We start from the raw sequence: 24,821 nt of genomic DNA, 5'->3' as shown, positions 1-24,821 counted from the left end.
CAGGGGATGTGCAGGCGAAGCAGCGCGCTGCGCCGCCTCAGATGGGTGAGAAGAGGAAGGGTGAGCGGCAAGCCAGGATCCCTCCCGGGCTCCGGGCGTGCAGCAGCCAGGCAAGGATGAAAATCCATCCGATCCACCCGGCGCGCGAGGGAAGCTCCTTCAATCATGCCAGCTCGCCCCGTCACGCTCGATCAGCGCGATCGCCGCGGACGGGCCCCAGCTTCCGGCGGTGTAATTTTGCGGTGCAAGGTCAACGTCCGCCCAGGCATTGCGGATCGAATCGATCCACTCCCACTGCGCCTCGACCTCGTCGCGGCGCACAAACAGCGTCTGGTCGCCTTCGATGAAATCAAGCAGCAACCGCTCGTAGGCGATCCGCCGCCGCTCGCCAGCAAAGCTGTGCGAGAGCGAGACGTCGAGATTGACCTCCTTCAGCCGAACGCCATCGCGGTCGAGGCCCGGCTGCTTTGCCATGACCTTGACGCGGATATTCTCTTCGGGCTGCAGATTGATGATCATCACATTGGGGTCGAGCCTGGGCGCGCCGACGCGCGCGAAGATATTGTGCGGCACCGGCTTGAACTGGATCAGCACCTCGGACTGGCGCTGTGGCATGCGCTTGCCGGTACGCAGGTAAAAGGGCACGCCCTTCCAGCGCCAATTGTCGATGAACGCCTTCAAGGCGACGAAGGTTTCCGTGTTCGACGGCTTTCCAAGTTCGTCGGCATAACCCGCGACCGCCTGCCCGCCGACCGCCCCGCTGGTATATTGACCCTTTACGCTCAGGGATTTGACATCCTCGGCGCGCATCTTGCGCAAGCTGCGAAGCAGCTTCACCTTCTCGTCGCGCACCGCTGTTGCCGATACGCTCGCGGGCGGCTCCATGGCGATAATCGCAAGAAGCTGCAGCATGTGGTTTTGCACCATGTCGCGAAGCGCGCCGACCCCGTCATAATAGGAGACACGCCCCTCAAGCCCCACGGTCTCGGCGACGGTGATCTGGACATGGTCGATCGCCTGTGCGTTCCAGAGCGGCTCGAACAACATGTTGGCAAAGCGCAGCGCGAGCAGGTTCTGCACCGTTTCCTTGCCGAGATAATGGTCGATACGGAACACCCGATCCTCAGCGAAGGCATCGCCGACCTGGGCATTCACCTCGCGCGATGAGGCAAGATCGTGCCCGATCGGCTTTTCCATCGCGATACGGCATTCGGCGCACGCGATATTCGCCGCCGCAAGCCCCTGTGCAATCGGTCCGAACATCGAGGGCGGGGTCGAAAGATAGACACCGATCGGGCGGGTCATGCGATCGCCGAGCAGGGCGGCAAGATCCTCGTATCCCGTGCCCGAGCCCGCATCGACCGGGCAATAGTCAATCCTCTTGAGGAAGCTCTCGGCCATGGCGGCATCGAACCGGTCTTCGGCAAGATGCTCGCCGAGCGCTTCGCGCACCTGCAATTGGAAGGCAGCGCGATCGAGGGGGCTCCTTCCCGACCCGATGATCGTCAACGTGTCGGCGAGCAAGCCGTCCATGTGGAGATTGTAAAGCGAGGGGAACAGCATCCGGTGCGCAAGATCGCCCGTGGCCCCGAACAATATCAATGTTTCGACTTTGACGCTCACGCGCTCTCCCCTTGGATATCCGACCGAAAACTGGCCGATGCACCGCTTGATTGCAACGCGCATACGTAGGCCGCATAGCTTTGCAGAAGCTGGCCTTGTCGGCCAGACGGCCCTAGGAAGCAACGCCATGACCGACCCCGTGCCGCCCTATGACGTCATCGTGATCGGCGGCGGGGTCAATGGCGCGGGGGTTGCCCGCGACGCGGCAGGACGGGGTGCCCGGGTGCTGCTGCTCGAGGCGGGCGATCTTGGAGGCGGCACCTCATCGGCGTCGACCAAGCTGATCCACGGGGGCCTTCGATATCTGGAACATTATGAATTCGCGCTGGTGCGCGAGGCGCTGAAAGAGCGCGAGCGACTGTGGAGCATCGCGCCTCACATCATCCGGCCGATGCGCTTTGTCCTGCCCTATCGCGAGGGCCTGAGGCCCCGCTGGCTCCTCAGGCTCGGGCTCTTTCTCTACGATCATATCGGGGGTCGCAAGAAACTGCCTGCGACCCGTTCGCTCGACCTTCGCAAGCATCCGGCCGGCGCGCCGCTCCAGAGCCGCTATGACAAAGGCTTTGAATATTCGGACGCTGCGGTTGACGACGCGCGGCTCGTCCTCCTCAACGCGCGCGATGCTGCCGACAAGGGCGCGCGCATCCGCACCCGCACGCGCGCCGACATGATGCGCGTCGAGGATGGACTGTGGGTCGTCGAGGCGACGGGCGAGAGCGGACAAGCGTACCGCTTTACCGGACGCAGTCTCGTCAACGCCGCGGGCCCCGAGGTGCTCGATGTCCTTCGCCGTGCTGCGGCACCTCCCGATTACAGGATGCGGCTGGTGCGCGGTTCGCACATCGTCGTGCGCCGCATCTTCGATCACGGCTATGCCTATTTCTTCCAGCTTCCCGACGGGCGCATCTTCTTTGCCATTCCCTATGAGCGCGACTTCACCCTGATCGGCACGACCGACCAGGACCATGAAGGTCCCCTCGACAATATTCACGCGAGCGCAGAAGAAATCGATTATCTGTGCGACGGCGCAAATCAGTATTTTCGCGCAGCGCTCACCCCTTCCGACGTGGTGTGGAGCTATTCAGGCGTTCGCCCGCTCATCGAGGACGGGTCGGGAAAACCCGAGGCAGCGACCCGCGGCTACCGCATCGATCTTGACTGCGACGAGGGCGCGCCGCTCCTCACCATCTACGGCGGGAAGATCACGAGCTACCGCCATGTCGCCGAACATGCGATCGACGAGCTTGCAGCGCACGTCCCCGCCCTCTCAGGACCCCGCTGGACCGGCAAGAGGCCGCTGCCCGGCGGGGATTTTCCGGTTGATGGCCTTGCGGCGCTCACCGCCGAACTTCGCCAGTCGCACCCCTTCCTTACCCCCGCTACTGCGGAGCGCATCGCGCGCGCTCACGGCACCGGGGCGCGGGCCTGGCTCGGCAATGCGCAAAGCTGGGATGATCTTGGCGGCGAAATCGGGCACGGTCTCTCGGCGGCCGAGACCGAATGGATGGTCACGCGCGAATGGGCGCGCACGAGCGAGGATATACTCTGGCGCCGCAGCAAGCTCGGGCTGCGCTTCACCGAGGCGGAGGCCGAAGGGCTCGAGGCCTGTCTCCGTGCGATCCTGGCAAGGCCGGCGCTTCCCGAATAATCCTTCGTCAACCCGGGCGAGGTCCAGGATCCCGCTCGCCCTCGAGCGAGACGCTGAACCCAGCCCGGAATTACGGACGGATCAGGCGGCCTCGACCGCAGCTTCGGCGGGCAGGCGGATCATATAGTCGAACGCCGACAGCGCCGCCTTCGACCCTTCGCCCATTGCGATGACAATCTGCTTGTAGGGCACGGTCGTACAGTCGCCCGCGGCGAAGATTCCAGGCTGGCTTGTTGCGCCGCGATGGTCGACCTCGATCTCGCCGCGCTGGGACAAGGCAACGCTGTCCTTGAGCCATTCGGTATTGGGGACAAGCCCGATCTGGACGAAGATGCCTTCAAGCTCGACCTGATGGAGTTCGCCCTTGCCGCGGTCCTTGTACGACAGGCCCGTTACCTTCGTGCCGTCGCCGAGCACTTCGGTCGTCATCGCCGAGGTGATGATCTTGACGTTGGAGAGGCTCGCAAGCTTGCGTTGCAACACCGCGTCGGCGCGAAGCTCGCTGTCAAATTCGATGAGCGTTACATGCGCGACGATGCCGGCAAGGTCGATCGCCGCCTCGACGCCGCTGTTGCCGCCGCCGATCACCGCGACGCGCTTGCCCTTGTAGAGCGGGCCATCACAGTGCGGACAATAGGCAACGCCCTTGTTGCGATATTCTTCTTCGCCCGGCACGCCGAGCTGACGCCAGCGGGCGCCGGTCGAAAGGATCACGGTCCGAGCCTTCAGCGACGCGCCGTTTGCAAGGCGCACTTCGTGCAGACCGCCTTCACGCTCGGCGGGGATCAGCTTTTCGGCGCGCTGCAGGTTCATGACGTCGACGTCATAGTCTTTGACATGCTGCTCGAGCTGCGCGACGAGCCTGGGTCCCTCGGTGTGCGGAACCGAGATGAAATTTTCGATCGCCATCGTGTCGAGCACCTGCCCGCCGAAACGTTCCGCAGCGATGCCGGTGCGGATCCCCTTGCGCGCCGCATAGATGGCGGCCGCGGCGCCCGCGGGCCCGCCGCCGACAACGAGAACGTCGAACGCATCCTTGGCCGCGATCTTCTCGGCCGCCTTCGCTTCAGCGCCCGTGTCAAGCTTGGCAAGGATCTGTTCAAGCTCCATCCGGCCCTGGCCGAAATTCTCCCCATTGAGGAAGATTGTCGGCACGGCCATCACCTGGCGTCTCTCGACCTCGCTCTGGAAGAGGCCGCCGTCGATTGCCGTGTGCGTTATGCGCGGATTGACGACGCTCATCAGGTTCAAGGCCTGCACGATGTCGGGGCAATTCTGGCACGAGAGCGAAAAATAGGTCTCGAAATGATAGTCGCCCTCAAGCGCGCGAACCTGGTCGATCACCTCGGGCGCGACCTTGGGCGGATGGCCCCCGACCTGCAGCAGCGCCAGCACGAGCGAGGTAAATTCGTGGCCGAGCGGAATGCCCGCGAAGCGTACCGCGATTTCGGGGTGGCCGACGCGGCGTATGAGGAAGCTCGGGCGGCGCGCATCGTCGTCGGCGCGCTCCACGCTGACCTTGTCGGAGAGCGCGGCGATTTCGTCGAGAAGATCCGCCAGCTCAGCCGACTTCACGCCATCGTCGAGCGACGAGACAAGTTCAATCGGTTCACGAAGATTCGTGAGGAGGCCTTGAAGCTGCTGCTTCAGATTGGCGTCGAGCATGGGAGAGCTCCTTTGCGAACAGGTAGGGCATCCGCGGGCCCGCGCACAGGCGAGTCCGGGGGAACAGGCCGCAAGCGTGCGGCCTGAGGCGCCCCGTCCCCGCGTTCGCGGGGACGGGACACGGGTTCATGGCTTAGATCTTGCCGACGAGGTCCAGTGAAGGCGCAAGCGTTTCAGCGCCCTCTTCCCACTTCGCGGGGCAGACTTCACCCGGGTGGCTGACCCAATATTGCAGCGCCTTGATCTTGCGCAGCAGCTCAGCGGCGTTGCGGCCCACACCCTCGGGGGTGATTTCAAGCAGCTGGATCTCGCCTTCGGGGTCGACAACGAAAGTGCCGCGGTCCGCAAGGCCGACGCCCTCGCGCAGCACTTCGAAATTGTTCGACAGCACGTGGTTCTGGTCGCCCACCATGTAATAGTTGATCTTGCTGATCGCCGGTGAGGTGTCGTGCCACGCCTTGTGGCAGAAATGCGTGTCGGTCGACACCGAATAGACCTCGACGTTCATCTTCTGGAGAGTGGGATAGATGTCGGCGAGATCTTCAAGCTCCGTCGGGCAGACGAAGGTGAAATCGGCGGGATAGAAGAAGAAAACCGCCCACTTGCCCTTCACGTCAGCGTCGGTGATGTCGACGAACTTGCCGTCCTTGAACGCAGTGGCCTTAAAGGGTTTGAGGGTCGTATTGAGAACGGACATGAAAAACTCCTTGGTTGTCGGGAGCCCTCCTCTAGCCTCTTATGTTGCAATGCGGAAACTGAAAATATCGGTACTTTTGATCGAAATAATCGATAAGTGGGTTTGCCGTGATAAATGCCGTTTGGAGCCTTTTTTTGGTGCCGGCCATCACACAGGCCCACAGACAGTTCGCGATACCAACACGGCTTGCAAATATGTCGAGCGCGGCGTGGAAGGCGCCGGCTTATGGTCCGTGGAGGTTAGGACGTCGATCCCTCGCACTCTTCCTCGAAACCGCAATCGCAGCTTGATGAACGGTGAGCAGCCTTCATAGAGCCGAAAAAGGCCATCACGCTGTCAGTATGGACTGCGCGGTCGATGCGTCCGCTGATCGTCAGCACAGTGCGGCCTCATTCGATGCTTCTCCCGTTCGGGAGGAACAAGATTGAACTTCCTCTCCTCTTCCTCGTCCATTGCTGAAAACCCATTGCTTCCCGCACAATGCTGGTGGTCTTCTAGTCCGAGACGGTTTCGGATCTGATTTTATCTATTTCGGAATGAAATGGGGGAGAGAAGGATGATCGATTTTCAGAACGGATCTTTTTTCAAGCTAAAGCAGAATGATGAGTACGCCGACAAGGTGGCTCAGCTTCTTCTGCCTGATGAGAAGGTCATTAGCTCGTTCAAGGCGATCCGGGACGGTGTCGTTTTTACCGACAAGCGGATTATCGTCGTCAATGTACAAGGGATCACCGGCCGGAAGGTCGACTATTCGTCCCTCCCTTATAGCAAGATTTCGGCCTTTTCGGTTGAAACCGCGGGAACATTTGATCTCGATTCCGAACTCGAGATGTATTTTTCAGGCCTTGGCAAAGTGAAACTCGAATTCACCGGTCAAACCAATCTCGTCGAAATTTCCAAGATTATAGCGGGTTTTGCACTATGACGCGGCCCCCGGCTGGAAATAGAATGCGTTTCCTTGTGCAAAGCACCCCTCCTGACCGCTGAGCGGCAAATGCGCCGTTTCCCGCTGGGACAGTCTCACAGAAGGATCCGCGCCAGCGAAGCGGGCCGGCCAATCGGATAGCCATCAGACTGCCGCGAATGCGCGCGCAAGGGCGCGGTTGTATGACGCGGCAAATTGCTTCGACACGTCGGCATCGGGCTTGATCGCGAAGAAGACGTGATAGGCACCAGGGACGACATTGAGTTCGACCGGTACGCCCGCGGCAACGAGCCGCGCGGCATAGTCGATATTCTCGCTTACAAAGAGGTCGATCGATCCAACACCGATATAGGTCGGTGGAAGCCCGGCGAGATCCAGCCGGCGCGATGGCACAGCGCCTTCGGGTACCGTTTCCGACCCCGCAGGCAGCCCGAGAAACGACGACCACCCAAAGCAATTAGCGTCAGCCGTCCAGATGAACGCCCCAATGTGGGGCGGCATCGGCCGGCTACTTCCCGTGCGATCATCGAGCATGGGAGAGATCAGGAGTTGAAAGCAGATGGAGACCTCGCCGCGGTCCTTGGCGGCTGCGGAGAGCATAGCGGCGTGGCCACCGCCCGCGCTTGTTCCCATAACGGCGATGCGGCCTCTATCAATGCCAAGCTCTGCGGCGTTCGCGGCGACCCATTTGAGCGCGGCATAATTATCTTCCAGCGGGCCAGGAAAAGGTGTTTCGGGGGCGAGCCGATAGTCGACGCTCACGACAACACATTGGTGATCGCGGGCGATGCGCTGCGCCATCCCAAGCTCGCCCTCGATGCTGCCCGCGACATAGCCCCCGCCATGAAGGTAAAGGACCGCGGGCCTTGGCACGCCGGTAGCGCAAGCGTTGATGATCGCGATCGGCACGTCGGGTGCGCCCCGTGATCCTCTTATCGCGCGGCGAACAATCGGGGGTGTCTCCAGCCACGACGGGATATTCGCTGCCATTCGCGCGCGCACTTCTGGCAGGGTGGAAGCATCCAAGATTGTCCGGTTCGCCAAAAATGGGCCGCGCAGTTCAGGATCGACGAGCCCAAGTAGCGCTTCATGTTCAGCAGGAGAGGCAGTTGAGGCGGGAGCCTGCGCAGTCAGGCGCTGCGGCGACAGCGCGGCCGCAACCCCTGCCGCGCCCCATCGGACGAGATCGCGCCGCGAGAGCATCTCAGCGCGCCCCTTGGGTGCCAAAGAGATACCGTGGCGAAGGGTGCTCGAAAGCAAGGGGAGCCGCGCGCACGCAAGCGAAGCTCGCCGCCTTCTCTGGACTCCCAGTGCCCATGTAGCGCGGTACCGCAGGATAGGCGCAAAGCGGCCGGGTGGCGCGGAGCTCTCCCTCCTCGAAGGCGTAGGCGGTTAGGACAGCGGGGGGCACGTTCCCCTCGACCCAGCGATCAAGCACCGCGAGCAATTCATCGTCCGGAAAATCGTCGTCGGGCATGTCCTCAAGGGTCAAGGGGCGAGGGCCCGGACCGCCCGTGCAATGCCCCATTCCTGGCACCATGTAGAGACGCGCGAAGCGATCGCGTTTCAGGGGGCCGCCGCGGACTGCTTCAAAATAGGCGACGCTGTCGAGCGGACTGACAACGCCGTCCTCCCAGCCGTGATAGAGGATAAGCTTGCCTCCCCGGCCCGAGAAAAGCGAAAGGTCGGGGTCGAGCGCATTGATGTCAGCGCCCCAGGTCGCATCGAGGCGGTCAAGGTCGCGGTCGAAATCAAAGCGGTCGCTCGCAGCGACGCCGTCGGTCGCCCAGGAGGCAAGATCGCCGGGGGCGCGGCTTGCGAGCGATTGCGGATTGCCGAACAAGGGGGCCGCCTGGGTCTCGCTTCCAGGAAGAAAAGGGAAATAGATGCGCTCGCCGGTGCGCGGATTGCGAGCGCCAGCGAAAAAGCTCTGCAGGATCGTGACATCGCCCGCCGTCAGACAGGAGCTCGCCTCCTGACCCGACTTGCATGCGAGTCGGGCCGGGTCGAAACGGCACGCAAGGGGCGCATTGAGAAAGGGCTCGCCCGGCGCACCGCCGTCCTTCCCGCCGCAATGGGCGAGCGCCGCGGTTCGGAACAGGTTTGCCTTGGCCGCGGGCAGTTCGCGCGCCTTGGTCGCCTGCGCTTTCTGGAAATTATAGTTGAAAGCTGCGTGGAGATGCGTGCGGTTGTGCCCAGGCGCGCCGGCCAGAATTCCGTCATAATCGCCCGGATAGCGCTGAGCCTCGGAAAGGCCCTGATGTCCGCCGGTTGAGCAACCGAAAAAATAGGCGTGTCGCTGAGCCTTGCCATAATAGCGACGGACGATCTCTTTCGCCGCGACCGTCATCAGATGGGTTGCGCGGTGTCCCCAGTCGCGGATCATGACGGGCTGGCCGTTCCCGGCCTCGTACCAGATCGCTGCCGAATGGGCGGGCGCGGTGCCCATGTCGCTGTTCGCGACAGCAAACCCGCGCTTTACCCCGCCCGCGAGAACATTGTAGCGGATCGCGCCAGCGAAGCCGCCATTGCCGGTGCCGAGAAGTTTGCCGTTCCACGCCGCGCCGAGCGGAAGCCAAAGCTCGCTGACGATACGCGAACCCGGCTCGCTCGCCGAGAGGATGACCACCCGGCAAAAGGAGGGAAGCGCCGGAAGCTGCGCCTTGTCTGGCGAGCGGAACGCCCCGACGCGCTCGAAGGAGGCGGCAACCACCCGGCCCTGTTCGACCGCGAGCCCGCGCAAATCGATGCAGCGTCTAGCCTCCTCCCCCTCCTGCGCGTGCGCCGGTTCGCCTGCGACAAGGCCAAAAAGCAGCATCGCGAACGCGACGGCCTGCAAGCGGAAAAATCTGGCTTTCATCCCATGCTCCATTTGGCTCCAAACGCGCAGCGCCGAGGCCACCCTCGCGTCGGGCCTCTTTCTTTCTCTCTCTCCCGTATCAGCGCCTCGGTGCGCCGCACAGGATCAACGGAAGGTTCGGCGGCGCGCTTCCCACTGCCCCGATCCAGGATTGTCCCGCGGCGCGGCGCCGGCAGGTGGTCTCCTCTGCGAGCGCATAAGGGCCTGAAAGAAGTCCCGCCTGCGCCTCGGCGCGGCCGTGAAAGCGCATATAGACCTTCGCCTCGCCATAGGGCGACCACGCCGGCCCGTCGCGGACTGAGGGACGGCCATATTTTGCAAAGCTCGTCCAATAGCCGATTACAGCGTTCGACAAGGCGCGCTCCCTGCTGTCGATAGGCGGCACCGGCCAATTCCGCGGGAGCGGCACATCGCGGCCGGCCGCACCGAATACATAGGGGACCTCGATGGCGTGAAAAGCACCAAGCCCGCGCGCATCGGACGCGGGATAGCTGTGGTCGAAATAATAAAGATAGGACGGCGCCCCATGGCTTGCCTGCGTCGCGACGAGCCGCTGGGCGCTCCAGCCATAGATTGCGTCGCGGGTCGCCGCGAGCAGCGAGTCCGTCACATGCGTCCCTGGATAAAGCGCAAGATACTGCAGCGCGAGGTCACCGAAGCGGGCGCGGACGGTGTCCTCATATGCCTCAGCTGATGAGGGCGCTGGGGGCGCAAGTCCTGGAATGGACCGGATTTCACCACTGTTGAAGCCTGCGATAAGCGGGACCTTCGCCTGCTCGCCCGCGTCGAGAATATCGGGCAGCTGTCCGCGCAGGAACCAGCCGTCCACGGTCGCCTGCGGGACCGGCCCGCCTTTTGGCGGTAGCGCGTTGAGCCGGGTGGCCTCGATCGCACGCAGCGCCTTGATGTCCTCGGCGCCGAGCGCTTTTGCAACTTCCAGCCCGATCGCCTCGCTCGACGGGAGACCATAGGCGGGGCGCTGGAGTTCCGGCGTCGGAACCAGATAGGGACTTTGCGCGATCGCCTTGTGAAAGAGGCCGTCCGCCAACGGACTGACAAGCAGATAGGCGATACTGAGAGCACCAGCAGACTGGCCGAAGACAGTGACATTCTCCCTATCGCCTCCAAAGGCGTCGATATTGCTGCGAACCCATTGCAGCGCCGCAATCTGATCGAGCAGGCCATAATTGCCCGACGCATACTCGGGCGATTCAGCTGTGAGGCCGGGATGGGAAAGAAAGCCGAAGACGCCAAGACGATAGTTGATCGTGACAACCACGACACCCTCGCGGGCGAGCCGGGCGCCATCAAAAAAGGGGCTGGCGCCCTCTCCGGTCAGAAGTGAGCCGCCGTGGATCCAGAGCATGACGGCCGCTTTTTTCGCAGCTTTCGGCGTCCAGATATTGAGCGTCAGGCAATCCTCGCTCATGGCGCGAGGTTCGCTGGCATAGAGGCTGTTCACCGGAAGCAAGGGTTGCATGCAAGCAGGTCCGAAACGCGTCGCATCGCGGATGCCTTTCCAGTCCGGGGGAGGAGCCGGGGGCCGCCAGCGGGCCGAGCCGATCGGCGGCGCGGCATAGGGAATGCCCCGAAACACGCGGGAGCCGTCATCGAGAATCTCACCCGCGAGGAGACCTTGCGTCGTTTTGACGATGGAGCTCTCGCCGGCGACGCCTGGGGCAGGGAACAACAATAGAGCCGCGAGAAGGAGGCGCCGTATCATGCCGCACCCGCGTCCCCGGGACGCGTGAGGGTCCGAGCAAGCGCGAAATAGAGGCCCGCCGCGAGCCCATAAAAGGGGATGAGGCTGTAGAAGGCCATTTGCAGCGAGTCGTCAGGGTAGCTGGGGCGCAGCCAGTCGCTCATCGCGCCGAGATAGGTTGGTCCAAGGCCAAGGCCGATGAGGTTCATGACGAGAAGCAGCACCGCCCCCGAGACTGTCCGCCGGGCCGCGGGAACGATATTCTGAACGAGCGTCACCGACGGCGTCAGATAGAAGCAATTGAAACAGGTCGAGCCGGCAAGAAACATCATTGCGATCGGCCAGGCGGGCGTTCGCACGAAGCCGATAAAACAGGGGAGCGCGAGCAACAGCGCGATCGCTGGTATCAATCCGTAGGCTTGCGGTCGCCGCGCCGAGAACCGATCGACGAGCCATCCGGAAGCATAGGTTCCGACGCTGACGACGACCCCCAGCAGTAGCGCGTACCAGAGCGCGATCTCGCTCAGGCTCATGCCCTTTTCGCGCATCAGGAAGAGCGTCGTGAAGTTGAGCGTCGCATAGGTGACGAACTGCGTTGCCCCGCCCGCCAACGCCACAAGCCGCAGCGCAGGCGTCCCAAAGAAGAGGCGCAGCGCAGGCCAGAAAGCAAGGGGCGGCATGTCGTCGCTCGGCTCGGAGGGGACGTCGGTCCCGCCGCGACTAGGTTCTCGCACGACACCCCATGTGATCGCGGCCGCGGCCAGACCCGCAAGACCGAGCATCAGGAAGGCACGTCGCCAGTCGTAGGCGGCCGCCATCGCGGCACCGAAGCCAACACCGAGCGCCGAGCCGATCGGCGGGCCGAGATTATAAAGACCAAGCGCCATGCCGCGCCGGTGCGGCGGAAAATAGTCGCTGATGATTGAATAGGAGGGCGGCACTCCCCCCGCCTCGCCGATGCCAACAGCCATACGGGCGGCTGCGAGCTCAGGATAGCTTCGCGCCAGCCCGCAGGCGATCGTGGCGGCGCTCCACAGCGCGCAGGCGAGCGCCAGGATGCGAACGCGGTTGCCGCGGTCGGCGAGCCAGGCGACTGGCACGCCGATGACGCAGTAGAAAAGCGCAAAATAGAGCCCGCCAAGCAGCCCAAGCTCGCCGTCGGTCAGGCCAAGCTCGTCCTGCACGGGCTTGGCGAGGATCGATAGCAGCTGCCGGTCAAGAAAATTGAGAACATAGACGAGAAAAAGGATCGCGAGAACGAGCGACGCGTAGGCGGGCCGCGGGACTGGCATGGCCGGACTGGTCACCGGATCCTCTCCTCGCCGGGCGCGGCGGCGTGCCGCAGAGGGGGCCCGATCAAAGATTATAGCCAAGCCGGATCCCGAAAGTGCGCGGACGTAGCGTTCCGTACCGGGCATCGAGATAACCTTCAGGGTGAAGGTAAGTCGTCGAATCGTCGTTCAGGAGATTCTCGACGTAGAACGCCGCCGAAAGATTGCCGCTCCGCAACCCGAGGCGCAGGTTGATATTCTCATAATCATCGGTGTAACCGTAGGTCGGCGCGACGGTCCCTGGGCGCCCGGGCACATTCTGGAACATGTTCGGAAAGCTGCCGACATGCTGGAGCGTCATGTTGACATAGCCTGAGAGGCGCTCGGAAAGGTCGAAGTCGGCTTGCGCAAAGAAGCTGCTTTGGAAGTTGGGCGCTGAGAGTCGCGCGCCCGGCACCGCGCCCGAAATGGCTGCCTCGGACGGGGTCAAGCGGGTAATCTTCGTGCCGCCCACCGAGCCGTTGACGCCAAAGCTGAGGCCGGGAACGGGGCGTGCGGTGACTTCGAATTCAAGGCCGCGGCTTCGCGCCGAGCCGATATTGGTAGCAAATTGCGCCGAGTCCGAGACGCGATTGGCCTGGACCTGGATATCCTTCCAGTCGATCCAGTAGAGCGCAAAATTGCCCGTGACCGCGCCGCCGAAAAAGCTGCCCTTAAGCCCCGCCTCATAATTGATGAGCTTGTCCGACCCCGCGCCGTTCGGGATCACGATATCGGTTGGATCGATGAGGCTGACACGGCCTGCGCTCGCATTCTGCACCGGCGCGCGGTAGCCCGTTGAGACCAGCGCATAAGTGGTGACATCGTCCGACAGTCGATAGGAAAGGCTGCCCTTGAACGATGGCCGCTTGCCGACCACCTTGGGCTGAACGTTGGGCGCGACATCGGCGATCGCGAGCGCGCCCGTGCCGCCGGTGAGCCCCCGGGTGATGTAGTCGGTGTTGAAGCCGCCGAAATTCCTGAGCTGCGAGTCTGTGCGCCCGTAGCGAATTCCCCCGGTAGCCCAGAAGCGATCGCTAAAATGATAGGTAAGTTCGCCAAACCCTGCGAGTTCGTGCGTCTTGAGGCGCAGAACCTGGGTGCCAATCAGATCGCCGTCGGGTCCCTGTCCACCTGTGATGCCGCGGTCCGCGAGAAATTGGGCGGTGCTCAAAAGCCGGTTTTCAAGTTGGGTCGAGCGATAAAAATAAAAGACGCCGACCACCCAGTCGAATCTTCCGCCCGGGTCCGACGCGAGGCGCGTTTCCTGGACAAAACTTTTTTCGGGCCCCTCGGCGTTAAGCGCATAGGGGATAGCGCGCCCGACCGCGGCCGAGATGTCCGCTGAAAACTCCTGCTTGAAGTGCGAATAGGTCGACGAGCTAGTCAGCAGCGCCCCGTCGAACTGATATTCGAGCGTTGCATTGTAATTCTGCTGCTCACCGCTGAAGATGTCGGGCCGTGCCGAGCGCCGGGCGAAGCGGCCAAGCGTGGGATTGATGAGTGCCGAGTCCTTGGGCAGACTTTTCTCGTAGGAGGCCAGCAGACGGAGCGAGAGCCGCTCGGTGGGCTTTGCGAGAAGGATCAGTCGGCCGCCGTAATTTTTGAGCGTATTGGCGTTGTGGATCCCGGTTTCGACATTGTCGACATAACCCTCCTCGTTTCGGTAAAATCCAACCGCCCGCAGACCGAGCGCGCCATCGATGAGCGGGACATTGACCATCGCATTGTAGCGCTGACGCACCGAATCCGAGCCCGTTAGTCCGATGTCAACGAGCGCCGAGCTATCGAAGCCGTCGAGGTCGGGGCTTTTGGTCAAAATGCGCAGCGCACCGGCAAGCGATCCCGAACCGAAGAGCGTCCCCTGGGGTCCGCGAAGAAATTCCACGCGTTCAACGTCGTAGAGATTGGGATCAAGCAGCGTCGTATTGCCCGTGCGCGAGATCGGCAGTTCGTCGATATAGATGGCGACGGTCGACTGGAGATTGGCGCCATAGCCATTGGTCGCGATACCGCGCGCAGTGAAATTGTTGAAGTTCGCGGTCGGCTTGTTGACGACTACGCCCGGTGTTTCGCGCGCGAGACCTTCATAACCGACGATGCCTTCGGAGGAGAGTTTCGCCTGCGAGAAGGCGGTAATGCTGAGCGGCACGTCGCGAAGCCGCTCGCTGCGCCGCGTCGCAGTGACGATGATCTCGCCATCGCTCAGGGCGGGCTCGCCTCCCTGCACTCTCTGCGCGCCGTTGTCAGAACTGACAGGCGTTGGGGCGTCCTGCGCACTCGCCGGATGGGCGATCGCAGCGCTCAACAATGACGCCGAAATCATCCAGACTGCCTTCATGATCCATCCTCCCAATGCTCTGAACGACGGATTGATCCCGCCCTTGTCCGCGTGATAAGCCTGAGGATAACCAAAGAATAATCGTATTATCGGCCAGATTTATAGACAGAACTGATAGGTGAACGCTGCCGGCTCACGGCGTCACCCGCTCCCTCACGCCTGCGTGCCGCGGGGCGCGTCAAGCCATCAACATAAAAGCGTTGGCGCTGGAAGCTCAGCCGGGATCCGGCGCGAAAGGCGGGACGTGCGCGAGCTTCGAAGGCAGCGAGCGCCCCGCGGTCGCGCTGAGCCAGGGGAGGATTTCGAGCAGCGGCTCGAGCGATATTCCCGTCTCGATGGCAGACCGATCGAGCGCATAGAGCAAATCCTCGGTCGCGACATTGCCCGATGCACCGGGTGCAAAGGGGCAGCCTCCAAGGCCCCCGATTGACGCGTCGAGCGTCACTGCGCCCTCGGTGAGCGCCGCCCAGCTGTTGGCAATCGCGGTCCCCCGCGTATCATGAAAATGGCAGCGGATCGGCATGCCCGGGATCGCCGCAGCCACCGTGCGAAGGGTTCGGACAACCTGCCCGGGTGCTGCGACGCCGATGGTGTCGGCAAGCGCGATTTCAATCGGTCGTGCGGCCGCGAGACGCCTCGCGATGTCGGCAACGCGCGCCGGCGCGACCTCGTCATCGAATGGGCAGCCGAAGGCGGTCGAGATTGTCACCTGCGCGCGCCGGCCATGATCGCGCGCGAGGTTGAGGATCGCGATTGCGTCAGAGACGCTTTCATCCGAACTCCGTCCCTGATTGGCGATGCCGAAGCCGTCGCTGGCGCTCACGACAGCGCCCAGTTCATCGACGCTGGTAGCAAGCGCGCGCACCGCGCCGCGCTGATTGAGGACGAGGCCGATCTTGGTCGCGGCCAGGCCGGCAACCCCCGCGCACACCGCTTCCGCGTCAGCCATTTGGGGAACGCGGCGGGGATCGACGAAACTCGCGACTTCGATGCGCTGCACCCCTGCGGCGACCGCACGGCGAATCAGCTCGACCTTGTCGGCGCTCGCAACGATCCGCGCCTCATTCTGCAGTCCGTCGCGGGGCGACACTTCGACGATCTCGACGCGTGTCATGGCGCAAAGACGCCGAAGGCGACCGCCGCAAACGTCATCACGACACTGAGCGCGAAGAGATAGGGGATTGTAAAACGCTGATGGTCGGCAAGGCCAATGCGGGCGAGGCCAACGAGAAGGAAGGTCGACGGCGTCAGCGGGCTGACGGGAAAGCCCGTCGTCATCTGCCCGAGCACGGCGGCTCGGCCGACATCAACCGCAGGTACTCCGCTTGCGTTCGCAACACCGGCGAGAACCGGAAGGACCCCGAAATAGAAGCTGTCGGGATCGAATACGAGGCTGAGCGGCATCGAGGTGAGACCCGTGAGGAGCGGCAGCTGGCCCGCGATGCTGGCGGGAAGTAGCCCCGCGCCCGCGTGCGCCATCGCATCGAGCATGCCGGTTCCGCGCAGGATGCCGGTGAAGCAACCCGCGGCGATCAGGATGGCGACCATCGACATCGCGGCAGGGGCGTGCGCTTCGAGCGCCGCGGTTTGTGCAGCCGGACCGCGCAGATTGACCATCAGCGCCATGATCGTCCCGAGCATGAAAGCGATGGCGGGATGGAGGAGCGAGGTCAGCATCGCGCCCAGAACGGCCACCACCATGAGCATATTGAGCGCATAGCGTCCATCGAGCGGGACGGACGCATGCTCCTCATCGATCGTCGTGTGCGTTGCGATTCCCGATGGGGACCGAAGCTGGCGCGCGCCCATCCACCAGGCAAAGGCAAACATGGTGAGCAAACCGACAAGATAAACCGGAATGAGCGGCGCAAAGAAGGTCATGACGGGAAGCTTGAGCGCGGTCGAAGCGCGAAGGGTCGGACCGCCCCACGGCAATATATTGCCAACCCCGGCGGCCATCGCGACGATCCCCGCGAGCATTCGCCGATCGAGCCCGAGGCGGTCGTAAATGGGGACGAGGGGCGGGATGACGATGAGGAAGGTTGCAGCACCGGCTCCATCGAGGTGCACGATGCTGGTAAGGAGCGCGGTTCCGAGCGCGACGCGCCGTGGATCATCGCGCGTCGCGCGGATGACGAGTCCCACCAGGGGGCGGAAGAGCCCAGCGTGCGAGAGGATCGAGAAGAACAGGATCGCAAAGAGGAACATGGCAGCCATCGGCGCGACTGCCGCAAGGCCCTGGAGCATGAAGCCGCCGGCCACCTGGCCTTGCCCCAGAAGCAAGGCGGCGGCGAGGGGGATGGCGGCGAGCGCGACGAAGGGCGAGAGCCATTTCTTCATAATGGTCGTCAGGACCAGAAGGATGGTCAGGAGCCCTGCGAGCGCCAGCATGGCTCAGGGACGAACCAGCTGCGAATAGGCGCTCGTAAGAGCGTTTCGGATCGCCGCTTGCCCTTCCCCGTTGCCGAGAAAATGCGTCATCACAAGCGCGACGCTGCGACGCTTGCGGTCGACGAAAAACCAGGTGTTGCCCGACCCCGCCCAGCCGCCCGCGCCGGCGGGTAGTCCGCCGCGCGCCTCGGATTCAGCATCGCCGAGCAGGACGCCATAGCCGAACGGCGCGTGTTCGGGGCCGAACCCGGCCAGCGCGATCCGCGGCGTGAACATGGCATCGACACTCGCTTTCGACAGGATCTGCACCCCTCCCAGCGTTCCATCGTTCGCAAGCATCTGCGCAAATCGGAGATAGTCATCCGCGGAGCCCGCGATCGCACCGCCCCCGTCGAGCAGGCGCGCCGGGTCGCGGTAGTCGGACGATTCGGGCGTTTCGGCGACCTGGAGCCCGTCGGCGCTTTCGCGATAGAGCGGCGTGAAGCGGTCCAGATCGGCCTCTGCGACATAAAAGCCGGTATCCGTCATGCCGAGGGGCAAAAACAGCTCGGCCTTCAAAAAGCGGTCGAGCCTCTGGCCGCTTACTCGTTCGATCACGGCACCGAGTACGGTCGTTGAATAGCTGTAGGCGAAGGTCTCGCCCGGCTGGTGGAGCATCGGGGCGCGGGAGAGCCGCGCGACGAGCTCGCGAAGCGTCCGCGCAGGGGCGCCGTCGCCGGACATCCGGCCCACCGGCGTATCGCGCATCACGCCATATTTGCGATAATATTGATGCACCGGCGTGTCGCCGGTGAAATGATAGGTAAGCCCTCCGCTATGTGTGAGAAGATCGGCGATCGTCACCGGGCGGCGTACCGGCTCGGTCACCATGTCATCGAGCTCGCCCGAGACATAGACCCGCATGTCGCGCCACTCGGGAAGATAGTGCGCGACCGGATCCTCAAGACGCAGCTTGCCGCGTTCGGCGAGCATCAAAATTGCGACGCTGGTGATCGGCTTCGACATCGAATAGAGCCGGAAAATCGCATCGTGACCGAGCGGCTTTTTGGCGGCGATATCGCTGTGGCCGACGGTGACGTCGACCAGTCTTTCCGTCCCCTTTGCGATGATCGCGATCGCGCCAGGGATACGCCCGCGAGCGGCGGCATTTGCAAGCTCGGCCCGAAGCTGCTCGCGCACCGGCGCAACCTCGTCGCGGGCAGCTGCCGGCACCAATGCGCCCGCCGCAAGCATCATAAGTGCGAAGGTGGCGGCCGCGCGTCTGATCACGTCGCGGCCCTCGCAGCACCAGAGGCAATCAGGGCAGCGATCTCCGCGCGATCGAACCCAGCCTCCTCAAGGATGCTGCACGTATCGGCGCCGAGCGACGGCGCCGCCCGGTCCGGTGAACTGGTGCGCCCGATGTCGCGAAAGGGCGTGCGCACCGACAGCGTGCGGCCCTCGGTCGGGTGCTCGAGCGGTCTGAACATTCCGACCTCCTTCAGATGCTCGTTTTCAAACAGGTCTCCGAGCCGGTTGACGCGTGCGCACGGCACGTCGCGTGCCCGCAGAAGGGTCATCCATTCGTCGGTCGTCCGCTTCGGCGCCTGCGCCTCGATGATTTCATAGAGCATGTCAATGTTGCGGCTGCGTTCGACCGAATCGGTAACCCGCCGGTCGCCCGCAAGTTCGTCATGCCCGACCAGCTCGAGAAAGCGTGCCCAATGCGTCGCCGTGTATGGAAGGATACTGATGAAGCCGTCGCGTGTGGCGAAGGGCTTGCGGTATGGGGAGTTCAGCCGTTCGTAGCCGGTTCCCCCGAGCGGCGGTTCGAAACTCATTCCGGCAAGCTGCTCGACCATCAGAAAAGATACGAGGCTTTCGAACATCGGCGCCTCGATGCAGCGCGCCGCGCCATCGCGCTGACGCGCCGCGACCGCGGCGAGGACCGCGATGACGAGATGGAGACCGCCGACCTTGTCGGCGATGATCGTGCGCAAGAAGCGCGGCGTTCCGTCGCTATCCGCGTTGAGATGCGCGAGCCCCGACACCGCCTGGATCGTGTCGTCATAGGCCGGTTCGTCGGCATAGGGTCCTTGCTGGCCGAAGCCACTTGCATAGCAATAGAGGATCGCGGGATTACGCGCACGGCAGACCTCAAAATCGATGCCGAGCTTTTGCGCCGATTTAGGCCGCATATTATGGACGACGACGTCCGCGGTCTCGACAAGGCGCAGGAAAGCCTCGCGCCCCGCGGTGTCGCCGAGGTCCAGCGCGATCGATTTCTTGTTGCGGTTGCAGCCGAGAAAGCCCGCTCCCATGGCGTCGCTCCGTCCCGGGCGGACCGCCCGGAACACATCGCCCGTTGGGGGCTCGACCTTCAACACTTCGGCGCCGAGGTCACCCAGCATCTGGGTTGCATAGGGTCCGAGAACGACGGTCGTCAGATCGAGAATTCGCAGACCGCGCAGGAGATCGAGCACCCAAACATCCTTTTCACGTCATTTTTTCAAAGGCTAGCAAGCGCGTCGCCATCAGAGAAATAACAGCTTCCGAAGAATTTATTTGTAATTCTGATCAGTTGTGCGATCTAAGACGGTGCGTGATGGTCGGAAGCAAGCGAATCAATCTCAAGCATTTGCGGGCCTTTCGCGCGGTTGCGCACCATGGCCGGTTCACCCGCGCCGCCGAAGCCATCGGGCTGTCGCAGCCGGCGCTGAGCGCACTGATCGCGCAGCTTGAGGAGGACCTCGGCGTGAAGCTCATTCATCGCACGACGCGCGCCGTTGACCTCACGTCGATCGGGCGCGAGTTCCTCGGCGCCTCGGAGCGCATCCTCGCCGACGTCGACGGCGCGATCGGGGACGCACGCGATTATGCGCAGCTGCGTCGCGGTAAATTGCGTATCGCCGCCCTGCCCTCCGTCAGCCGCATCCTCCTTCCAGCGACGCTTCGTGCGTTTCGCGACCATCATCCCGGGATCGCCGTGTCGATCGTCGACGTACTCGGCGACCCGCTGCTGGAGCAGCTCTTGTCGGGACAGGTCGACCTTGGGATCGGCTATGCGGAGGCAAGTGACGAACTGTGCGCCGAGCGCCTCCTCACCGATCAGCTGGCAGCGGTCGGTCCGGATGCGCTTTTCGATCCTTCGGCCAGTCAGATCCGCTGGGCCGAGCTTGAAGGTCATGACATTATCGCGATGGGTCACGGCACCACGGTTCGCCGCGTGATGGAGGAAGGGGCGCGCCGCGCGGACATCTCGCTGCATATCGTTCTGGAATCGCAGCAGATGCCTACGGCAATCGCCTATGCGCGGGCCGGCCTCGGAGTCGCGGTGCTCCCCACTACAGCACTTGCTCCGGGCGAAGCACGGGGGGTGCGCGTCTTACCGCTCGTCGCGCCGGTCATGGAACGGCGACTTTCCCTTCTGTCGCGTCGCCCGCAGACACTATCACCTGCCGCCGACGCCTTCGCCGTTTTGCTGCGCGCCCACGTGGCCCAGCAGCGCATTTCAATCGAGTGACGCGGCTTTGAGCTTTTCCTCGATTCGCACGGCCAAGCGGCGCTGGTGACGCTCGATGGCCACGACAAGATAGAGGAACATCACGGCCATGAATGCCAAGAACCACTGACCACCAGACAAGAGCGCGCCCTTGCCTTCGGCCTTTCGGGCGAGAATTTCTGCCCGGCGCTCCTCAGCCGCAATCGCTTGGCGTTCCACCCCCGCGGCCGCACTTTCGCCATAGCGGCGCACAAGTTCGCTATAGAGCGCGACGGGCCGCTTTAACGTTTCTGGCACCCGCATTTCGCATGCCCGGGTTGGGACCGATTCCTGAACCGTACGCGTCACAGGGCAACCATAAGGATATTCGTACCAATAGGCGCAGTTCGTCGATCCGCTGTCCCATGCGCTGATTTGCCGGCTCTGCGACACCATCTTGGTTTCGCAGACCTGGATCTTTGTCGCCCGCTTGTAGGCGCTAAGTTGACGTTTCAACGCGGATGACTGGGCGGCCTGCTCGATCGCCTGGGCCAGCTCGTCGGCCAGCGCCGGAAACGCGCCGATAGGCTTTCCGTCAGCTCCGGACAATTTATCGAGTGGTAGAGCGCGAAGCTCATCGATCTGGTCGTCGGGAAAAACCTGCTCGAAGAAGCTCTCGCGAGTCAGCACCGGATCCTCTTTCCGCCGCGATGGCTCGAACTTGGATTTGTAGATTGTAAAGAAGCGTCGCTGCTGCTCAGCGTTCAGCCGGCTTTTCCACAGCGGGCCGGGCGCGCCTTGAGACTTTGGGTTTTCCGTCTCACTGTCGTCTCCCGCATGCGCAGTGGGCGCAATGAGGTCGCTTGCGTCAACTTGGGCCAGTTCAGGCTCAATGTCACTTGAGCCTAACTGTTTCACAACTCCGGTGAGGGAAAAGATCGAGGCCCCAGCAAGCAATATGGTCGCGATGAGCAGACTCGATAGCCGAAGAAGGCCAAGATAACGCGATTCCGCATTCTGAGCAGCGGAACCGATTTTCGCAGAAAGCTTGTCCTTCCACCACCTCCGAAACTTCGCACCCCTATTCAGTTCTTCTGCGTCGTCATATTCGATGTTTGTCATAAGCCCCCCAGAAGCGGGAGCTACTTGGTCAAAAGTTCAATAGCAACAGAAATATCGCAGACCAAACCGGATCGCCGAATCATCCGGATGCAGATAACTTTGGAGCCCGCAAAGATAGCCATTAGATCCAATTATTCGCTAACCGATCATCGGGATTTTTAAATCATTTTGTGATTTGGTGATCACCTCACGATAAAGGAATAAGATCCTAGCGCAACGGAGCGCCTGCTCCATCAACTTCGGCCGAGTTCCCTTGCGCCAAATCTTCTTGGATGATTGCCGGGGGTAATAGTTCAACAGATTTGAGCCCTCTTCCAACGAAGCCTTCGCCACCATTTGCGAGGTATCGGATATCCGCATCGGTGTCGTAAAGGAGATTGGTGGAATAAGGTCACGCAAGAATGTCAGGATCAGCCCTTTGGCCGAGGGCAGATGAGCTGTCTTCGCGTCCCTAGCGGAAGAGGCGGTCCGAACCGCGAAGCAAGGCGGACGCGAACGTTGAACCCTGGTCAATTGGCCGCCGCTCCGGAAGCGAAGCCCGTGGAGGATAGGAGACCAGGATAATCCTCGAGGAGGGCCCGGGTGACGCCGTTGGTCCAGCCAAATCCGTCCTGGAGCGGATACTCCCCTGTACCGTTCGCGGACGGTCTTGGAACGTACGCCGCAGCTCGCACGAAGTGGAGCGTAGCGAAACGGAGTTCGAGCTGCGGGCGACGGCCTGAAGGGCGTATCTTTCCTGGACCGAGCCGATTCGTTGGGAGCGACCAAATGCCCCCTTGTGGCGCGACCACCAGGGGGGGGGACGCGTGCCCCGACGGATTGGCCGCGATCCACGCCCCGTGGGAAGTCCGCGCCGGACCTGCACGACATGATCCGAGCGCCAGTACAGGGATCGACGATGATCGCGGTGGCTCGTGCGTAGTTGCGAGGAGAAGGACATGCCATGAAAGATCAAGCACTTTGCTTTGCTGGCGTCGACTGGGCGTCGGCGAGCCATCATGTCGTCCGTCACCGACGGTGACGGACGAAAGATCGGCGAGCGGATCTTTCCACATGGCGGCGAAGGTCTTGCCGAGATGGCGACCTGGCTAATCGCCACGAGTGACGCGGCGGATGCCAACCACGTGCTGGTTGCGATTGAGGTACCGCACGGGCCCGTCGTCGAGACGCTGCTCGAGCGCGGTTTCCCCGTGCACGCGATCAACCCCAAACAGATGGATCGCTTCCGCGATCGCTTCACGCTCGCTGGCGCCAAGTGTTCGTCGTCTGATGGGGTGGACGCCCCCCGACGGCATCTATGTGCCAAGGTAGGTGTTGCAGAACACCTATGAGAAGGAGGCGTCCATGGCAGAGGTTATCACGATCGGGTTGGATATCGCAAAGAATGTCTTTCAGGCTCACGGCGCGGATGCTGGGGGCCACCAGGTTTTTAGCCGACGGATTGCACGCGGAAAGGTGCTGGAGTTTTTCGCTGGACAGCCAAAGTGCCTTGTGGCGCTGGAGGCCTGCGGCGGGGCACATCATTGGGCCCGCGAGTTGATACGCATGGGCCACGAAGTGAGGCTGATCCCACCGGCCTATGTGAAGCCTTTCGTAAAGCGCCAGAAGAACGATGCAGCCGATGCCGAGGCGATCTGCGAGGCAGTGCAGCGGCCAAGCATGCGGTTTGTAGCGGTGAAGAGTGAGGAGCAGCAGGCCTCAGCGCTGGTATTCCGCACACGGGATCTGCTGGTTCGTCAGCGTACGCAAACTATCAACGCGATCCGCGGGCACATGACAGAATACGGGTGGGTGGCTCCGAAAGGGCCTTCCTGGGTGACAGTGCTTGGCGAGCTGATTGATGACGAGGGCGGGGCATCACTGCCGGATGCGGCGCGGGAGATGTTCCGGATTATGCTCGACCTGCTCGAGAAACTCGATGATCAGATCGCTGACCTCGACAAGGAAATTACTCGGCGCGCCCGTGAAGATGAAGTTGCGCGCCGACTGATGACCATTCCAGGCATCGGACCGATTGCGGCGACTGCGATCGCGGCATTGGCACCAGCAGCACAAACGTTCAAACGTGGTCGTGACTTTGCTGCCTGGCTTGGGCTCACACCTCTGCAGAAATCAACGGGTGGAAAGACGAAGCTGGGTCGAACATCCAAGATGGGCGAACGTACGCTGCGGCGATTGCTGATCATCGGCAGCAGTTCGGTGATCCTGCATGCGAGCAGGCGCGGGGCGCCCGAAGGATCATGGCTCGCCGGGATGCTGGCGCGCAAACCGCGCATGTTGGTCACAGTCGCACAGGCGAACAAGACGGCGCGCATCGTCTGGGCGCTGCTCATGAAGAACGAGGATTACAGGGCTCCGGTGGCGGCAGCGGCATAAGCCAGGCAGCCATCAGAGGTCGTCGGAGGACGACAAGCGGTCGAAGGAGGGTATGGCGCAACAGTCGGCAAGACGGGGTCGGAAAACCAGGAAATGTTCTTGTGCCTTGAGCACGCTCGTCTGATCTGGATCCGATCCGCGAACTCCCATACGGGCCCGCAGCTAATGTCGCTGCACTACGAGGCCGGACAGATGGCAGCATCCGATCTACGCGCAATCATACCCAAATTACCGCTTGCGTTCGTCGGGGCGTCCACAGAAGAACATTCGGCACAACTCGCGGCGTAGATTAGCGGAGTGCGGGCCTCGTCTGGGGGTTGATGTTAGGCGGCGAGCTTGCGGTGCTGCAAGCGCCGATATTCGATGGTCTGTCGCTTGATCCTTTCTCGTCGTTCGATGATGGCCGGGGCCCTGCCGAAGTAGGCGTCGGCGGGCGTCACGTTATTTAGGCTCTCGTGATAGCGCTGGTGATTGTAATGTTCGACGAAGGCCTCGATCTGGGCTTCGAGGTCGCCGGGCAGGAAGTAGTTCTCCAGCAGGATGCGGTTTTTCAGGGTCTGGTGCCAGCGCTCGATCTTGCCCTGGGTTTGCGGGTGCATGGGAGCGCCGCGGACATGGCTCATTTTGTTGGCCTCGATATATTCGGCCAGTTCGCCGGCGATGTAGCTGGGGCCGTAGCACATTGGGAAGCAGCCTTTCGA

General features: G+C 62.6%; 18 protein-coding genes and 2 pseudogenes. 5 read left to right on the top strand and 15 right to left on the bottom strand.

What is annotated here, in order from left to right:
* Positions 1 to 159: 159 nt before the first annotated feature.
* Positions 160 to 1,563 carry a glucose-6-phosphate dehydrogenase gene (zwf, locus tag LH20_RS04250; RefSeq protein WP_053556085.1) on the bottom strand — a complete coding sequence of 468 codons (1,404 nt, stop codon included), beginning with the start codon at positions 1,561 to 1,563 and terminating at the stop codon, positions 160 to 162.
* A 187-nt stretch (positions 1,564 to 1,750) separates the two neighbouring features.
* On the opposite strand from zwf, the gene LH20_RS04245 reads away from it, so the two are divergent.
* Positions 1,751 to 3,271, top strand: a complete 1,521-nt coding sequence (locus LH20_RS04245; protein WP_053553144.1) for a glycerol-3-phosphate dehydrogenase — start codon at positions 1,751 to 1,753, stop codon at positions 3,269 to 3,271.
* Between the two features lie 81 nt (positions 3,272 to 3,352).
* On the opposite strand, the gene ahpF is transcribed toward LH20_RS04245, so the two are convergent.
* Both ahpF and ahpC read right to left on the bottom strand, forming a co-directional pair.
* Positions 3,353 to 4,936: an alkyl hydroperoxide reductase subunit F gene (gene ahpF, locus LH20_RS04240; protein ID WP_053553143.1), complete on the bottom strand. Its 1,584-nt coding sequence runs from the start codon at positions 4,934 to 4,936 to the stop codon at positions 3,353 to 3,355.
* A 133-nt stretch (positions 4,937 to 5,069) separates the two neighbouring features.
* The gene (gene ahpC / locus LH20_RS04235) at positions 5,070 to 5,633 is read right to left on the bottom strand and encodes an alkyl hydroperoxide reductase subunit C (RefSeq protein ID WP_053553142.1); all 564 of its coding nucleotides are present in this window, start codon (positions 5,631 to 5,633) and stop codon (positions 5,070 to 5,072) included.
* A 556-nt stretch (positions 5,634 to 6,189) separates the two neighbouring features.
* Between ahpC and LH20_RS04230 the strand changes: the two genes are divergently transcribed.
* Positions 6,190 to 6,558: a PH domain-containing protein gene (locus tag LH20_RS04230; protein ID WP_053553141.1), complete on the top strand. Its 369-nt coding sequence runs from the start codon at positions 6,190 to 6,192 to the stop codon at positions 6,556 to 6,558.
* A 144-nt stretch (positions 6,559 to 6,702) separates the two neighbouring features.
* Here the strand turns inward: LH20_RS04230 and LH20_RS04225 are convergent, their stop codons facing one another.
* The 9 genes from LH20_RS04225 to LH20_RS04185 all read right to left on the bottom strand — a co-directional run bounded on the left by LH20_RS04225 (position 6,703) and on the right by LH20_RS04185 (position 19,624).
* Positions 6,703 to 7,761, bottom strand: a complete 1,059-nt coding sequence (locus LH20_RS04225) for an alpha/beta hydrolase (RefSeq protein ID WP_083455285.1) — start codon at positions 7,759 to 7,761, stop codon at positions 6,703 to 6,705.
* Position 7,762: 1 nt separating this feature from the next.
* Positions 7,763 to 9,418, bottom strand: coding sequence for a tannase/feruloyl esterase family alpha/beta hydrolase (locus LH20_RS04220; RefSeq protein WP_053553140.1), 1,656 nt, complete (start codon positions 9,416 to 9,418; stop codon positions 7,763 to 7,765).
* 79 nt (positions 9,419 to 9,497) lie between these two features.
* On the bottom strand, positions 9,498 to 11,141 hold the full coding sequence (locus tag LH20_RS04215; protein WP_053553139.1) for a carboxylesterase/lipase family protein: 1,644 nt from the start codon (positions 11,139 to 11,141) through the stop codon (positions 9,498 to 9,500).
* Complete coding sequence (locus tag LH20_RS04210) at positions 11,138 to 12,427, bottom strand: spinster family MFS transporter (protein WP_235527112.1); 1,290 nt, start codon at positions 12,425 to 12,427, stop codon at positions 11,138 to 11,140. Before LH20_RS04210 ends, LH20_RS04215 begins: the two co-directional genes overlap by 4 nt.
* A 49-nt stretch (positions 12,428 to 12,476) precedes the next feature.
* The gene (locus tag LH20_RS04205; RefSeq protein ID WP_053553137.1) at positions 12,477 to 14,771 is read right to left on the bottom strand and encodes a TonB-dependent receptor; all 2,295 of its coding nucleotides are present in this window, start codon (positions 14,769 to 14,771) and stop codon (positions 12,477 to 12,479) included.
* A gap of 214 nt (positions 14,772 to 14,985) precedes the next feature.
* Complete coding sequence (locus tag LH20_RS04200) at positions 14,986 to 15,885, bottom strand: hydroxymethylglutaryl-CoA lyase (protein ID WP_053553136.1); 900 nt, start codon at positions 15,883 to 15,885, stop codon at positions 14,986 to 14,988.
* A complete protein-coding gene (locus LH20_RS04195; RefSeq protein ID WP_053553135.1) occupies positions 15,882 to 17,162 on the bottom strand; it encodes a CitMHS family transporter in 1,281 nt (426 codons plus the stop codon). Before LH20_RS04195 ends, LH20_RS04200 begins: the two co-directional genes overlap by 4 nt.
* Positions 17,163 to 17,165: 3 nt before the next feature.
* The gene (locus LH20_RS04190) at positions 17,166 to 18,431 is read right to left on the bottom strand and encodes a serine hydrolase domain-containing protein (protein ID WP_053553134.1); all 1,266 of its coding nucleotides are present in this window, start codon (positions 18,429 to 18,431) and stop codon (positions 17,166 to 17,168) included.
* On the bottom strand, positions 18,428 to 19,624 hold the full coding sequence (locus LH20_RS04185) for a CaiB/BaiF CoA transferase family protein (protein WP_053553133.1): 1,197 nt from the start codon (positions 19,622 to 19,624) through the stop codon (positions 18,428 to 18,430). The genes LH20_RS04190 and LH20_RS04185 overlap by 4 nt, the downstream gene beginning before the upstream one ends.
* A gap of 122 nt (positions 19,625 to 19,746) precedes the next feature.
* Between LH20_RS04185 and LH20_RS04180 the strand changes: the two genes are divergently transcribed.
* Positions 19,747 to 20,664 carry a LysR family transcriptional regulator gene (locus tag LH20_RS04180; protein ID WP_053553132.1) on the top strand — a complete coding sequence of 306 codons (918 nt, stop codon included), beginning with the start codon at positions 19,747 to 19,749 and terminating at the stop codon, positions 20,662 to 20,664.
* Here LH20_RS04180 and LH20_RS04175 read toward each other — a convergent pair.
* Positions 20,653 to 21,744, bottom strand: coding sequence for a hypothetical protein (locus tag LH20_RS04175; RefSeq protein WP_053553131.1), 1,092 nt, complete (start codon positions 21,742 to 21,744; stop codon positions 20,653 to 20,655). The two genes, LH20_RS04180 and LH20_RS04175, sit on opposite strands and share 12 nt — an antisense overlap.
* 509 nt (positions 21,745 to 22,253) lie before the next feature.
* Positions 22,254 to 22,385 (bottom strand): annotated as a pseudogene (locus LH20_RS23230) (trehalase family glycosidase); the annotation flags it as partial.
* A 357-nt stretch (positions 22,386 to 22,742) separates the two neighbouring features.
* On the opposite strand from LH20_RS23230, the gene LH20_RS23690 reads away from it, so the two are divergent.
* Together LH20_RS23690 and LH20_RS04165 are read left to right on the top strand one after the other, a co-directional pair.
* The gene (locus LH20_RS23690) at positions 22,743 to 23,075 is read left to right on the top strand and encodes an IS110 family transposase (RefSeq protein WP_200905432.1); all 333 of its coding nucleotides are present in this window, start codon (positions 22,743 to 22,745) and stop codon (positions 23,073 to 23,075) included.
* A 13-nt stretch (positions 23,076 to 23,088) separates the two neighbouring features.
* Positions 23,089 to 24,120 carry an IS110 family transposase gene (locus LH20_RS04165; protein ID WP_053553130.1) on the top strand — a complete coding sequence of 344 codons (1,032 nt, stop codon included), beginning with the start codon at positions 23,089 to 23,091 and terminating at the stop codon, positions 24,118 to 24,120.
* Positions 24,121 to 24,443: 323 nt separating this feature from the next.
* Here LH20_RS04165 and LH20_RS04155 read toward each other — a convergent pair.
* Positions 24,444 to 24,794, bottom strand: a pseudogene (locus LH20_RS04155) (integrase core domain-containing protein); the annotation flags it as partial.
* Between the last annotated feature and the right edge of the window lie 27 nt (positions 24,795 to 24,821).

The organism is Sphingopyxis sp. 113P3 (assembly GCF_001278035.1).
GTDB lineage: Bacteria > Pseudomonadota > Alphaproteobacteria > Sphingomonadales > Sphingomonadaceae > Sphingopyxis.
This window is presented reverse-complemented; position numbering and strand designations above follow the sequence as displayed.

Excerpts from the sequence above, each read along its gene's own strand:
- LH20_RS04205 (WP_053553137.1), bottom strand. The coding sequence starts at position 14,771 with ATGAAGGCAGTCTGGATGATTTCGGCGTCATTGTTGAGCGCTGCGATC.
- ahpC (WP_053553142.1), bottom strand. The coding sequence starts at position 5,633 with ATGTCCGTTCTCAATACGACCCTCAAACCCTTTAAGGCCACTGCGTTC.
- LH20_RS04195 (WP_053553135.1), bottom strand. The coding sequence starts at position 17,162 with ATGCTGGCGCTCGCAGGGCTCCTGACCATCCTTCTGGTCCTGACGACC.
- ahpF (WP_053553143.1), bottom strand. The coding sequence starts at position 4,936 with ATGCTCGACGCCAATCTGAAGCAGCAGCTTCAAGGCCTCCTCACGAAT.
- LH20_RS04200 (WP_053553136.1), bottom strand. The coding sequence starts at position 15,885 with ATGACACGCGTCGAGATCGTCGAAGTGTCGCCCCGCGACGGACTGCAG.
- LH20_RS04220 (WP_053553140.1), bottom strand. The coding sequence starts at position 9,418 with ATGAAAGCCAGATTTTTCCGCTTGCAGGCCGTCGCGTTCGCGATGCTG.
- LH20_RS04230 (WP_053553141.1), top strand. The coding sequence starts at position 6,190 with ATGATCGATTTTCAGAACGGATCTTTTTTCAAGCTAAAGCAGAATGAT.
- LH20_RS04165 (WP_053553130.1), top strand. The coding sequence starts at position 23,089 with ATGGCAGAGGTTATCACGATCGGGTTGGATATCGCAAAGAATGTCTTT.
- LH20_RS04245 (WP_053553144.1), top strand. The coding sequence starts at position 1,751 with ATGACCGACCCCGTGCCGCCCTATGACGTCATCGTGATCGGCGGCGGG.
- LH20_RS04175 (WP_053553131.1), bottom strand. The coding sequence starts at position 21,744 with ATGACAAACATCGAATATGACGACGCAGAAGAACTGAATAGGGGTGCG.
- LH20_RS04180 (WP_053553132.1), top strand. The coding sequence starts at position 19,747 with ATGGTCGGAAGCAAGCGAATCAATCTCAAGCATTTGCGGGCCTTTCGC.
- LH20_RS04215 (WP_053553139.1), bottom strand. The coding sequence starts at position 11,141 with ATGATACGGCGCCTCCTTCTCGCGGCTCTATTGTTGTTCCCTGCCCCA.
- zwf (WP_053556085.1), bottom strand. The coding sequence starts at position 1,563 with ATGCTGTTCCCCTCGCTTTACAATCTCCACATGGACGGCTTGCTCGCC.
- LH20_RS23690 (WP_200905432.1), top strand. The coding sequence starts at position 22,743 with ATGTCGTCCGTCACCGACGGTGACGGACGAAAGATCGGCGAGCGGATC.
- LH20_RS04225 (WP_083455285.1), bottom strand. The coding sequence starts at position 7,761 with ATGCTCTCGCGGCGCGATCTCGTCCGATGGGGCGCGGCAGGGGTTGCG.